At 45.7% G+C, this 14,088-nt stretch carries 10 protein-coding genes; 7 read left to right on the forward strand and 3 right to left on the reverse strand.

What is annotated here, in order from left to right; genetic code table 11:
* The first annotated feature begins 88 nt into the window (after positions 1–88).
* Genes ACETMN_RS04295 through ACETMN_RS04305 form a run of 3 tightly spaced genes read left to right on the forward strand, consistent with a single transcriptional unit; the run spans position 89 to position 3,549 of the window.
* On the forward strand, positions 89–1,063 hold the full coding sequence (locus ACETMN_RS04295) for an ABC transporter permease (protein WP_091019702.1): 975 nt from the start codon (positions 89–91) through the stop codon (positions 1,061–1,063).
* Between the two features lie 15 nt (positions 1,064–1,078).
* Entirely contained in the window at positions 1,079–1,978 is a 900-nt protein-coding gene (locus ACETMN_RS04300) for a carbohydrate ABC transporter permease (RefSeq protein ID WP_017690606.1), read from the forward strand.
* Positions 1,975–3,549: a glycoside hydrolase family 43 protein gene (locus ACETMN_RS04305; RefSeq protein WP_411735824.1), complete on the forward strand. Its 1,575-nt coding sequence runs from the start codon at positions 1,975–1,977 to the stop codon at positions 3,547–3,549. The genes ACETMN_RS04300 and ACETMN_RS04305 overlap by 4 nt, the downstream gene beginning before the upstream one ends.
* Positions 3,550–3,621: 72 nt before the next feature.
* Here ACETMN_RS04305 and ACETMN_RS04310 read toward each other — a convergent pair whose 3' ends face one another.
* Positions 3,622–4,344: a suppressor of fused domain protein gene (locus ACETMN_RS04310; protein WP_091019698.1), complete on the reverse strand. Its 723-nt coding sequence runs from the start codon at positions 4,342–4,344 to the stop codon at positions 3,622–3,624.
* Positions 4,345–4,476: 132 nt separating this feature from the next.
* Here ACETMN_RS04310 and ACETMN_RS04315 point away from each other — a divergent pair, with 132 nt between their 5' ends.
* The 3 genes from ACETMN_RS04315 to ACETMN_RS04325 all read left to right on the forward strand — a co-directional run bounded on the left by ACETMN_RS04315 (position 4,477) and on the right by ACETMN_RS04325 (position 7,910).
* Complete coding sequence (locus ACETMN_RS04315) at positions 4,477–4,806, forward strand: ArsR/SmtB family transcription factor (protein ID WP_017690603.1); 330 nt, start codon at positions 4,477–4,479, stop codon at positions 4,804–4,806.
* Between the two features lie 165 nt (positions 4,807–4,971).
* The gene (locus ACETMN_RS04320; protein ID WP_411735825.1) at positions 4,972–6,747 is read left to right on the forward strand and encodes a SulP family inorganic anion transporter; all 1,776 of its coding nucleotides are present in this window, start codon (positions 4,972–4,974) and stop codon (positions 6,745–6,747) included.
* A 167-nt stretch (positions 6,748–6,914) separates the two neighbouring features.
* Entirely contained in the window at positions 6,915–7,910 is a 996-nt protein-coding gene (locus tag ACETMN_RS04325; protein WP_105602127.1) for a phosphotransferase, read from the forward strand.
* Between the two features lie 112 nt (positions 7,911–8,022).
* Here ACETMN_RS04325 and ACETMN_RS04330 read toward each other — a convergent pair whose 3' ends face one another.
* A complete protein-coding gene (locus tag ACETMN_RS04330) occupies positions 8,023–9,015 on the reverse strand; it encodes a DUF4003 family protein (protein ID WP_091019693.1) in 993 nt (330 codons plus the stop codon).
* A gap of 72 nt (positions 9,016–9,087) precedes the next feature.
* Entirely contained in the window at positions 9,088–9,453 is a 366-nt protein-coding gene (locus ACETMN_RS04335) for a DUF6713 family protein (RefSeq protein WP_411735826.1), read from the reverse strand.
* A gap of 317 nt (positions 9,454–9,770) precedes the next feature.
* Here ACETMN_RS04335 and ACETMN_RS04340 point away from each other — a divergent pair, with 317 nt between their 5' ends.
* A complete protein-coding gene (locus tag ACETMN_RS04340) occupies positions 9,771–13,904 on the forward strand; it encodes an S-layer homology domain-containing protein (protein ID WP_411735827.1) in 4,134 nt (1,377 codons plus the stop codon).
* Positions 13,905–14,088 lie beyond the last annotated feature (184 nt).

Genomic DNA, 14,088 nt, shown 5'->3' on the forward strand with positions numbered 1-14,088 from the left:
TACGCTAGATTGGGAGATTGGATAGGAATGGAATCGATTCACCCAGACTGGGTGATATAGATAAACTCGTAAGCAAGGAGAGAAAAACATGGCCAAAAAGGAGCTGCAGCCTTCGTTAAAAACCAGCCATATCCCAGCGGGAACAAGCTGGATCGGGTACAACCTGTCCAGAATGAAAAGTCAGCGACAATTAATGTGGATGTCATTTCCGTTTATTGCGTTTATCGCTATTTTTGCGTATGGACCATTATGGGGCTGGTTGATGGCGTTTCAGAATTATAGACCCGGCATTGGTTTTATGGAGCAGGATTGGGTCGGGGTAGATCATTTTCGAACGTTATTCACGGACCCTACATTTATACGTGTCATTCGCAATACGCTGGCGATGAGCCTGATCAGTCTGTTTCTGGGATTTGTCGGCTCGATTGGTCTGGCGCTGTTATTGAATGAACTGCGAATGGTATTGTTCAAACGCGTGGTACAGACGGTTTCCTACCTTCCACATTTCCTGTCGTGGATCATCGTAACAGGCATTGTAGCGAATGTATTATCAACGGAAACAGGAATAGTGAATGTGCTGTTGACGAAATTGGGCCTGATTGATGCACCGATCAATTTTTTTGCCGAACCCAAATACTTCTGGGGGATTGTAGGTCTGTCCAGCATGTGGAAGGAAATTGGCTGGGGCACGATTATTTATCTGGCCGCCATGGCGTCGATTAATCCGAGCTTATACGAGGCAGCTTCCATCGACGGAGCCGGACGGTTTCGCAAAATGTTCAACGTCACACTTCCAAGCATCAAACCAACGATTATTATCCTGCTTATCATCAACGTTGGTAACGTACTGAACGCGGGTTTTGAGATTCAATACTTGCTGGGGAACGGACTTGTGCAGGATGTATCCGAGACGATCGACATTTTTGTTTTGAAATACGGGATTAATCTCGGCAACTACTCACTTGCCACCGCAGCAGGCATTTTCAAAAGTGTGGTCAGTCTGGTGCTCATATTTATCGCCAACGGGATTGCCAAGTCTCTTGGTGAAGAGCGATTGATATGATAAGGGGGCAGAACTGTGAAGCGATTTAGCAGAAAACGAAGCTTGGGTGACTCTATTTTTTCCATCACCAATGGCATATTTATGTTGCTTGTCATGGTTGTTACGTTATATCCTTTTTTAAACACCATTGCCGTATCTTTCAATAACGGGCTGGATACGATCCGCGGGGGGATCTATCTCTGGCCGAGGGAATGGACGCTGCAAAATTACGTCTCTGTATTCCAAAACCCAAATCTGACACAAGCCGCATTTGTTTCGGTCGCCAGAACTGTGGTGGGAACGGTTGTACAGCTGTTCTGTACAGCCATGCTGGCCTATGTGCTGAGCCGCAAGGAGTATATGTTCAACAAATTGGTCACAACGCTGTTTGTCATGACGATGTATTTCAGCGGTGGCTTAATTCCGGGATACATGCTGATCAAACAAGTGGGGCTGCTGAACAGCTTCTGGGTATACATTATTCCCGGGTTGATCGGGGTGTTCAACATGATCGTCATTCGTACCTACATTCAGGGACTGTCCGAGGGATTGATAGAATCCGCGAAGATGGATGGAGCCGGAGATTTTCGGATTTTCATGCGCATCGTGCTTCCGCTGTCCAAGCCGGTGTTGGCTACAGTTGCTCTGTTCATTGCTGTAGGTCAGTGGAACTCCTGGTTTGACTCCATGTTGTACACGGCAGGAAATCGGAATTTGACCACCTTGCAGTATGAGCTGATGAAATTGTTATCCTCTGCGACCTCACAGGGGGGAACCGTCAATGTGGATTCATTCAAAAATGTAACCAACATGGTGACGCCTGTATCCATTCGGGCAGCAATCACGGTTGTAACGGCAATGCCAATCGTTTTACTGTATCCGTTCTTGCAAAAATACTTTGTGACTGGACTAACCATTGGAGGGGTAAAAGAATGAAAAATGCAAATCAAAGCGAACAATGCACGTTTAACAATCCGATTATGCCCGGATTTTATCCAGATCCATCCGTATGCCGGGTGGGTGAAGATTTTTATCTGGTGACATCAACATTTGCCTATTTTCCTGGCGTTCCGATCTTTCAGAGCCGTGATCTAGTGAATTGGAGACAGATTGGAAATGTGCTGGACCGCCCTTCACAGTTGAATCTTCAGGGAGCAGGCCATTCACAGGGGATATTCGCTCCAACGCTTCGGTATCATGAAGGCATCTTCTATATGATTACAACCAATGTATCACATGGCGGCAATTTTGTTGTAACCGCTACCGACCCGGCTGGGCCATGGTCTGATCCTTATTTTATTGAAGGCGCAGAAGGAATAGACCCTACGATTTTCTTCGATGACGGCAAAGCGTATTACCTTGGTACACGTCCTTGCTCCGAGGGAGTTCGTTACAATGGGAACTGGGAAGTGTGGCTGCGGGAGTTGGATCTGGGCAGTATGAAGCTGGTGGGAGACAGTTACGTTCTGTGGCGCGGGGCGATGGTGGATGTCATCTGGCCGGAAGGCCCGCATCTGTATAAGATCGATGAATATTACTATTTATTGATTGCAGAGGGAGGCACAGGGCCAAACCATGCGGTGACCATTGCTCGTAGTAAAAGTTTGACCGAAGGATACGTCGGGAATCCGAATAATCCAATCATTACACATCGCCATTTGGGTAAACGTTACCCTGTTGTTAATGTCGGACATGCCGACTTGGTGCAGGCTGCGAACGGTCAATGGTTCATGGTCATGCTTGCTTCGCGTCCATATGGAGGGAGCTATAGCAACCTGGGGCGGGAGACGTTCCTTGCTTCTGTTGTTTGGGAGGACGGATGGCCTGTTGTCAATGAGGGCCGCGGGATCTTGGAGGAGCAGGGTACGTTGGATTTGAAGCCTGTTCCGGTAGAACCGCAACTGCGTTTTGACCATTTTGACAGTGATAAACTGGGCTTGCAATGGATGTTTCTGCGTAATCCCCAGGAAGACTTATATTCATTAACCGAACGAAAAGGATACTTGCGACTGAAGCTGAAACCGCAAACATTGAAGGAAAAAGAAAATTCCAGCTTTGTTTGTCTGCGTCAAAGGCATATGGATTATGTCGCAGCTACAGCGATGGAATTTGTGCCTGGGAATGCCAACGAAACGGCTGGTCTCGTCGTCATTCAGAACGATCAGTATCACGTACGGATTGAGCGTGCTCTGGCCGAGAATCAGCAGGTGCTGCGTGTGGTGACCGTTATAGATGGTCAGGATAGCCACATTGCGCAAATCGCGCTGGATGATGAAGTATCGCGAGTGTATATCAAACTGGCTGCGACAGGTCAGCAACTCAACTTCTATTACAGCACGGATGGAAGTCAGTATCATCTGGTGGCGGAACAGGTGGATACAAGTAGCCTGAGCACCGAAGTAGCCGGCGGCTTTGTTGGCTGTTGTATCGGAATGTTTAGCAGCAGCAACGGTACTTCTTCCGATCAGGTAGCGGACTTTGACTGGTTTGAATATGGTTCGTACTAACGTAAATAAAAAGGGAAGCTCAATCCAGCAGCGATGCTAAGGGTTGAGCTTTTTTCTAGTCTGCTTATCTTATTATGAAGCATCCCCACAGGAATTGACCCGGTTTATATCCAAAATTTCGTTCACATGATGTTCTTCGAAACGGTCTAGCAGAGCGTCCAAACCATATTCGAGCTTGTGCTCAAGCTCCTCCAGGTAAATAGGGAGGACTGCGTAGAAGTGCACAGTCTGTCCATCTTCCATGTCGAGCGTCAGGAAATCCTCATCGACTTCAAGCGGAGGCAGCACGATAAAGGCACACATTTCTGTGTTATTGGAAAATGGCATTGCCGGATCACCATTCGGCACCGTATGCCCCCAACTTAGCCAGGTATCGTAGTCATGCGGCAAGCGAGCCATCGTTTTTAACCAACGTATTGGCCAGTAGTTGTCCAACTCCTCCAATTCCTCCTCTGATAGTGGCCAATCCGGCGGCAAACAAATCATCAACTCTGCGTACTCATAGTCCTCTGCATCTTCAGGCGTGTTCATAGGCAAGGCGCTCATGCCTGTGGTGTACAATGTGTAATAATTTCGTTCTGGTGTTGGACGAATCATATGGACATCGATATGAACCTTGTCTGACAGCAACTCATGGAATACAGACTCGGCTTCGCCGAGATATTGGTCGGCATGTTTCTCGATTTGTTCCAGCCATTCGTCTTTTGCATAAGAAGTAGACTGCCACTCACGCTTCCTATCCTTATGACGAAGGATAGGAACGCCGGAGGGTGAATATTCGGATGGTTTGGACATACTTACAGCTCCCCTGCACAGTATAATGTACTTGCTTTTTTCATCTTATCATATCATGTGAATTGAAGTCTGAACCTCGTTCTATGGTATGATATGAGCATGTTGACGAGTTCGATTGAAGGGGCATAGCGTATGAATCAGAGCATACAACAGTTTAAAGCGGATTTTTTCAAAGCGTTGGCACACCCGATGCGGATTCAGATTCTGGAGTTGCTGAGTGAAGGAGCCAAAAACGTGAATGAACTGCAAAGCATTCTGGGATCGGAAGGCTCTGCCGTTTCACAGCAACTGGCTGTACTGCGTAGCAAAAACGTTGTCCACGGAATAAAAGAAGGGACAACCGTCACCTATTCGCTGCGTGATCCGCTGATTAAGGACCTGCTGGCAGTCACCAAACAGATTTTTGACAATCATCTGGTTGATGCCATTTCCATGCTGGAAGATATTCGTAAAGAGTCCTGACACAATAAACAAGAGCAACTGGGTGTAATCACCGGAGGTTCTTGTTTTTTGTGTTAAGTTCCTGCTGGGATTGTGCGTAATCCGATTGACAGGGCGTATGCAGGGGAGTAGTCTTTTAGATATATTCAAATATTCAAATATATAAAGAAAAGAAGGTTTTTGTGCATGAAATGGATGGGGAGATATGCAGGGTACAATGCTGCCGCTTTTCGCAAGGATCTGTTATCAGGACTGATTGTAGGTATCATTGCGATTCCACTCGGTATGGCCTTTGCCATCGCTTCCGGGGTCAAACCGGAGTATGGATTGTATACCACAGTAATCGCAGGGATTCTCATTTCCTTGCTGGGTGGGTCCAAGTTCCAGATTGGTGGGCCAACGGGGGCATTCATTCCGATCCTATTTGCCATTGTGATGCAGTATGGATATGAGAATCTGCTGATCGCCGGAATGATGGCCGGTTTGATGCTTGTGCTTATGGGCGTATTCAAGCTTGGGGCATTAATTAAGTTTATTCCAAGGCCGGTGACGATCGGTTTTACGGCAGGGATCGCCGTCATTATTTTTAGCGGACAGATTACGAACTTCCTGGGACTTCGAGGCATCGAGAAGCATGAAGATTTTTGGTCCAATATGAAAGAAATCGGGATGCACATCTCGACGATTAATATATACAGTGTGCTTACAGCTGGAGTCTGTCTGGCTGTTCTTCTGCTTTTGCCCAAGTTTGCACCAAAGGTGCCTGCATCACTAGTGGGGCTGATTCTTTCGACGGTAGTCGCAGCGTTCCTTTTTGAAGGGCAGGTAGCTACGATCGGTTCTTCCTTTGGCGCCATACCTAACTCCTTGCCTCAGTTCCATATGCCTGAGATCACTTGGGAGCGTATCATGAACTTGCTGCAACCCGCTTTTGTCATTGCCATGCTGGGTGGAATTGAATCGCTGCTGTCAGCTGTTGTTGCCGATGGCATGACCGGAAGCCGACATAACAGCAATCGGGAGTTGATTGGGCAGGGAATTGCTAATATGGTGACGCCGCTGTTTGGTGGTATTCCTGCAACAGGAGCGATTGCACGTACAGCAACAAATATCAAATCCGGCGCAGTATCGCCATGGTCTGGCGTGATTCACGGTGTGGTGGTTTTGCTGGTACTTGTTCTCTTTGCGCCATACGCATCCCACATTCCTCTTGCCAGTATGGCTCCCGTTCTCATGCTGGTTGCCTGGAATATGAGTGAACGAAGATCCTTCGTGCATGTCATGAAAACCAAAACGAGTGATTCACTCGTTCTGCTGATTACCTTTTTGCTGACCGTATTTACAAGTTTAACAACGGCTGTAGAGGTTGGGTTAATTCTAGCGGTCCTTTTATTTGTTAAACGCATGAGTGAGATGTTGAAGGTTGCCAAAGTACTGCCCGATCCCGATCATAAACATGAGAAAGTCATGGCCCACATGGTTCGGGAAGGACATGACTGTCCGCAAATAAGCCTGTATACAATTGAAGGGCCACTGTTTTTCGGCGCAGCGGATATGTTCGAGAAGTCGGTCATGGATTCAATTCATCGGCGACCGGGCATTTTGCTGTTGCGCATGGGCAAGGTACCTTTTATGGATACAACAGGCGAGGCTAACCTGGCGAGTTTAATCAAGCATTTTGAACGGTCGGGCGGAATTGTATTGTTATCGGGCATACAAGAGCAGCCACTTGAGATGTTGAAACGAACGGGTCTGTTAGAGCGTTTAAATCCTGCACATCGTTTTGAACATACTGGGGAAGCCATTAATTATGCGTTACAGCATTTAAACGAGGAGAAGTGTAAGGGGTGCAAACATTTTGCCTTTCGTGAATGTGCTGCATTGTCGAGCGCTGGCATCGACCCAGAGTGTAATAGCCTGCTGAAATCTGGGAAGCTGGTCAATGCAAGCAGTTCTGTATAATCTACTCAAGAGAGAGGAAACTTTGAAATTCCAAAGATGATGCACCCGTTTAAAATATATATTCTGGAAAATTAACGAAAAATAGACTATGTTATAGGTTGATAGGTGAATACGGTTACATCGTTCATCAGATGAGAAATAATCATATAAACTGAAGGAGTATACATATGTCCATTCAACCGACTGCTTTACGTTCAGTGCTTAACCCCAGGTATCTGGAGTCTGCATTGAGCAATCAATATGACATTGGAACATGGGAAGAATGTTTGTTTTGGCTTAGAGGATTGAATGATACCTACCGGGTTCGCACGTCCAGTGGCATGTATATTCTCCGGATCTACCGCACTGAAATTACGGAGGCAGATGTTCAGTATGAGCTTTCGTTATTGTCTCAACTGAAGAACGTTCTAGGTTCTGCGGAACATACCGACATTGGAGAATACATCGAGAAGAAAGATCATACGGGATATACGGTGTTGGAGGCTGCGGAAGGCAAGCGGGTTGCTGTGATGTTTCGGTATATTGAGGGTACGGAGAACAACCTGGAGGATGAGGAGTCTTGTTACGCCTTTGGTCAATCTGCCGCTGAATTGCATGAAGCTATGGATCAGGTGAACATGGAGCTGCCACGATATGAGCTGGATCTAAAGTTACTTATTGACGAACCCCTTGAGCGAATTATCCACTATATCGGTGAGAACAATGAAGCAGCAGCATTTCTCCATACGTTTGCCACAACGTTAAAAGAACGCATCGTTGCCATTTCCAGACAAGACCTGGACTTTGGTCTGTGCCATGGCGATATGCATGGGAATAACAATGTATTTCAACAGGAACATCAGTTCATCCATTATGACTTCGAGTGGGCAGCCAAAGGCTGGCGTGCCTATGATTTAGCTCAAGTGAAAGTTCGAAAAAGACAGTCGGGTGATTCAAGGCAGAAACAAAGACTATGGGATGCATTGATGAAAGGATACCGGTCGGTTCGGAAGTTTACGGATGCAGACGAACAGGCGGTTGATCTCTTTATTGTTGCTCGCCGATTCTGGGTGATGGGTCTGGATGTTGCTTTTATCGAGAGTGATACAGGTGCGCTGGATTATGGTTCGGATTGGCTGAATGACTTTCTGGACGAGTTCCGAGATACGGGGATTGTATCATAGCGAATGATGAACATTATTTTAGATGTAGGCTTGAATGCTTTAAGACCCTTCCGAGTGAACTTGAACTCGGGAGGGTCTTTTTTAACTCATATTCAAGGCAACCTGGTCCTTGTTAGTTGGATGATGATGAAGAAGCGGCAGCAGCCGATGCTGCGGCAGCTGCGGCCATGGCGGCCTGCTGGGCAATAATAATGTTTGTGATGCTGGTTGAGATGGTTGTGGTTAGAACACCGTTGCGCAGATCCTCTACATATTGTATGGCTACCAGAGCAGACGAGAACAGGAGCAACTCCTGTTTGTCGATTGACCAGGCACCGAAGCCTTTTTGAGTCCGTAACCAGTCATTTGTTTCCGCGACTTCATCCACTAATGACTCTCTGTCCGAAGGCAGTAGAGAAAGTATTCCGAGAGAGGCTAACGTATACGTTTTGTCCATTCGAAGATTCCTTTTGCGAAAAGCTTCATTTAAGGCAATCACTCGAGCCCCTGCATCCGGGACATCCTCTCCAAGAACCAGGACCTGTGTTAACGCCTGCACACTGTTTCTGGAAGAGAACTCCGGTTTTAATTCGCCATAAAGTTGTTCCATACGTGCCACACCGGTATCTACTTCGAGATCGGAAAGGGCTAACATGGCAGCGAAAATGTAGTCATCCTGTCCAGTGAGGAAACGATGCTCTGCTTTCATGCCATCATAAAATAATTTGGCCCGCTCCACCGTAGGTTGAAACTGGTCAGGTGATGTCTGAGTAGCGATCTGATAGGCGGCAATAACCAGATAATCAGAGTTGCGGAATTTGATCTCTTTCATCAAATCATAGACATGCAGGGTATCTGCCAGCTTTGTGTCCTCATCCGTTGTAAGGGAGAGCATGGTAGCAATGCTAATGGCCGAATTACCTCTGAATGCAGAGAAGAGTTTTGTGTTTTGCTTAATCAACTCATGGCTTTGATGAATAGCTTCCCCATCCGCTGTTTTATTCTCCGCTGCATAGAGCAGGGCAGCCAGACGTTGCATCATCGCATGTTGCCATTTGAACGACTTCTTGATGATCTGTGTGTTGGAAACAAATAATTCAACTCGTTCTGCATGAGATTGTTGCATGGGCACACCTCCATATTCACTGTTATTCAACAATACCTTTCCAGCTTCCTTCATTCCGTCGGTGTAAACAGATTAGATGATTAGGAATATCAAATGAATTAAAGCGATTATTCCCATAGGGTAGATCAATGATCTGGAGAACCCGTTTTTAAATTCATTTCGAGGATGTTTTTCGAAAAAGAAGTGTAATACGGTATGTATGATGAAAAAGATATCCAGCACCCAAAATGTAATGGTCTGATATGGGCTAAAAAGAAGAGAGAGGATGATGGTATACATTGGCAGGTGAATCCAAGTGAAATACCTATAGGCTTTATCATCTTCCATATCTTTTAACACCATAAATAATTTCCATTCAGACCGCCTGATGGCATCCATTTCGTGAAGCAGAAAGAGAGACAGATTAAACAAAAATAAAACCAGTAAAAGGTCAGGCATGTAAAGTCTCCTATTATTCAATGTAATATGATCAAGATAATCAATACGAAATAGCCCTCTGATGGTTTCAGGGATATCTATTGTCAGAGAAAATTCTAGGGGAGAATTAACGATGAATGATCGTAGTTTTAGAGGGCTGGTTAAAAAATAAATATTTTCATTATTTAATGTACTAAAGGATTATGGTGTGAAGTGTCGAATAATGTCAATTGATAGGTATTTTGATTCATGGGAGGCTGATCAAATAAGCGTTGCTTCAGACAGTAGCTCACTCCAGAATGAGGAAGGAACGGATGAACATTAACAGTTCAGTGATCATGTACAAGAGAGTTTCACTCATGTTTTTATGCCTCATATTATTTGTAACCAATGGATTTATCGGGAGTCAATGGTTGGGAACTGCATCAGCAGCGGCCCCGACAACAGTAACGTTTTCTACAACTGATAGTAGTGCCTGGACTGACGGGATCGCTGAAGATGGTGAAGGTGGCTCAACAGATATTCTTGGGAAGGTTTTTCAATTTTTCAATATTAGTGATGTTAGTGGAACTATGATGCCGGGAAATCTCATTTTTGCAGATACAGAGGCAGATGGTTGGTTTCCTTTTTTGACCACTTATGAAACGGATATTAATATTGGTTGGAAAGGGATGGGGATTAAAACAAGCGATGCTTCCGAATTCCAAATTAACGGATTCTTTTATTCAAACTGGGGTGAAGGACCAATAAACCTTAGGATTGAAGGATATCGCGATGGAGCAAAGGTTGCAACCCACTCATTCATAAATGACGAATTAATTGCAGATTATCACTCTAAACATGTTTCATTAAATGAAGATTTCGATAATGTGGACTTGGTTCTTCTATATTCGACAGATAAGAACAGTTGGCATGGTATTAATGACATTGTGCTTGATGATGCTGTGGTTTCTGCAGCAGCCCCAACGATCAACATCCAGCCAGCAGATGAAACAGCCAATGTGGGGGCGAGCAATCCAACGCTGAGCCTAGGCGCTACCGCTAGTGATGGAGGAACATTGAGCTATCAGTGGTATAGCAATACGGCTAACAGTACCACGGGTGGTATGGCAATCAACGGGGCAACCAGCTTAACGTATGCCGCGCCAACGACAAGTGAGGGAACGACCTACTATTATGTAATCGTGACCAACACCAACAATGGTGTAAATGGAACAAAGACCGCAATGGCGACGAGCAATGTGGCACAAGTAACGGTAAATGCACTGGTTCATGCAGCAGCCCCAACGATCAACATACAGCCAGCAGATGAAACAGTCAATGTGGGGGCAAGCAATCCAACGCTGAGCCTAGGCGCTACTGCTAGTGACGGAGGCACTTTGAGCTACCAGTGGTACAGTAACGTAACCAACAGCACCACGGGTGGTACGTTGATCAGCGGGGCAACCAGCTCAACGTATGCCGCGCCAACGACAAGTGAGGGAACGACCTACTATTATGTGACCGTGACCAACACCAACAATGGTGTAAATGGAACGAAGACCGCAACAACGACGAGTAATGCGGTATATGTAACGGTAAATGCACTGGTTCATGCAGCAGCCCCAACAATCAACATACAGCCAGCCAATGAAGCGGCCAATTTGGGAGCAAGCAGTCCAACGCTGAGTGTAAACGCTACCGTTAGTGATGGGGGCACGTTGAGTTATAAATGGTATAGCAATACCACCAACAGCACCACGGGTGGTACGTTGATTAGCGGGGCAACCAGCTCAACGTATACCGCGCCAACGACAAGTGAGGGAACGATCTACTATTATATAATCGTGACCAACACCAATAATGGTGTAAATGGAATGAAGACTGCAACGACGACGAGCAATGCGGCCCAAGTGACGGTGAGTGCGCTAATCGATGCAGCAGCCCCGACGATTAACACACAGCCAGCGGACGCCACCGTTGACGAGGGAGCGAGTAGTCCAACGCTGAGCGTAGGCGCTACGATCAGTGATGGAGGAACATTGAGCTACCAGTGGTATAGCAATACGGTTAACAGTACAACAGGCGGTACGCCCATCAATGCGGCAACCAGCTCAACATATGCCGCCCCAACGACAAGTGAGGGAACGATCTACTATTATGTAATCGTGACCAACACCAACAATGGTATAAATGGAATGAAGATCGCAACGATGACAAGCAATATTGCTGTAGTTGCCATTCAACAAGCACAAACGTATGTCATTGAGAATATTGCGGATCAAACCCCAGCAGCATTGATTCAGGGCTATGCCTCGGGTAGTCAAGAAACATTAACCAATATCATGAAAAATATTGGTACTGGTACATTGACTAACTTGGAGGTAATATCTGGTGGGACGAATGGGTCGGATTTTGAAGTAACACAACCTACAGTGTCTACCCTTAACCAAGGGGCTGAAACCAACTTCACAGTGAAGGTTAAAGATGGTTTGCCAGCAGGCACTTATACTGCGACGCTTCGTATATCCGCGGACAATATGCTGGACCAGACATTCCAAGTTGTTCAAGCGATCAACTTGCCAAACGCGCCGGCCAATCCTCAGGATTTGGTATTAACCCCTGGAGATCGGCAGGTTCAGCTGACTTGGAGTAATGTGCCGGGAGCGACATATTACGAAGTTTATTTATCAACAGTATCCGGTCAATTTAGCAGTAACGCAATTACCACCGTGACGGATGGGAACTATCGTGTAGAAAATCTGATTAATGGAACCACTTATTTCTTTATGGTGAAAGCAGGCGGATTGGGTGGCTTGAGTGCGGAGTCTAATGTGGCAAGTGCAACTCCACTAACAGTTCCAGAAGCACCATCATCCGTAATAGCAGTCGCTGGTAACGGACAGGCTACCCTTAGCTTTAATCCTCCAACAGACAATGGAGGAAGTGCCGTAACGTCATATGAGGTGAATGTTCTACCAGATAATAGAGTCGTGACTGGAACACGTAGCCCAATAATCATCACGGGATTAACCAACGGAACGAGCTATACGTTTACAGTGAAAGCAAAGAACCAAGCAGGGGGTAGTGAGTCTTCGTTACTATCCAATGCGATCATCCCGTTAGCACCAACAGGTAATGGCGGCAATACCGGTGGCGGAGGAAGTATTGGCGGTAGTGGAGGCAATACGAATCCAAGCCAGCCACCTACATCAGGAACTCAATTTCCAAACCCAGGAAATTCAGGTGTGGATGTAATGGTCAACGGGAAATTGGAAAACATCGGATCAGCAACTTCAAGTGAGCGAAATAGTCAAAGTGTAACCACAATAACGGTAGATTCCGTGAAGCTGGATGAAAAGCTTACAGCTGAAGGAAATGGAGCTACGGTCACCATTCTGTTAAATAAACAATCTGATGTTGTCATTGGGGAACTAAATGGCCAGATGATCAAGAGCATGGAGGATAAAAAGGCAACTCTGAAAATTCAAACGCCGTCTGCGACCTATACATTACCTTCTCAGCAAATCAATATCCAAGCGCTGTCCAATCAATTGGGGCAGTCAATTAATCTCAAAGATATTCTGATTCAAATTGAGATCTCGACGCTTGGAGCAGAGATGCTGCGGGTAATAACAGATGCGACTGAAAAAAATAGATTTACACTTGTTGCCCCAACATATAATTTTGAAGTACGTGGAATTTATGTTAATCGTACGATTAACATTACCCATTTCAATGCATATGTTGAACGAACGATAGCTATTCCTGAGGGAGTAGATCCCAACCGAATCACGACAGGTGTAGTCATCGACACGGATGGATCAGTTCGTCACGTACCAACTCAAGTCGTTGTAAATGATACGAATTATTATGCCAAGGTAAACAGTCTATCCAACAGTACGTACTCCATTGTATGGAATCCGATCGAATTCCAGGATATGCAAACTCACTGGGCTAAAGCCGAAGTGAATGATATGGGTTCTCGCATGGTGATGGAAGGGACAGGCGAAGGTATGTTCACCCCAGAACGAGATATTACCCGGGCAGAATTTGCAATGGTATTGGTTCGTGGCCTGGGATTGAAATTGGATTCATCCAAGAACGTATTCTCGGATATAGCTGCCGATGCATGGTACAGTCGCGCAATCAATACGGCCTATGAATATCAATTACTAGATGGCTTCAGAGATGGAACTTTCCGTCCTGACGACAAAATCACACGGGAGCAGGCCATGAATATTATGGCAAGAGCCATGGACATTACAGGGCTAAAAGAAAAGCTTCCCGTTCAATCGGGATCAACCGAGCTTCAAAAGTATATCGATATATCAGAATCGTCTGTATGGGCAAACAAGGGTATAGCTGAAAGCATACAAGCGGGTATTTTTTCAGGTAGAAGTGATGGTAAGCTCGCACCCAAGGCATATATTACAAGAGCTGAAGTGGCTGCAATTGTTGAGCGGCTTCTCCAAAAATCAGGATTAATCTGATTGCAATTAATCATCGGGGGTTATCCTAATCATGTCAGGTGAGGACATAATTAGGAGGCCTCTTTTTCATGTAGAAAATTCTGTTTAACGGGTCTTCCTCACATTCCTTGTTGTATTTCTGCGGCACATCTCGTACAATTTGGTGAAGTAATTCTGCATTGCGTTAATGTGAATGTGGAGGTTA

The organism is Paenibacillus sp. M2, assembly GCF_046713495.1.
Taxonomy (GTDB): domain Bacteria; phylum Bacillota; class Bacilli; order Paenibacillales; family Paenibacillaceae; genus Paenibacillus; species Paenibacillus amylolyticus_B.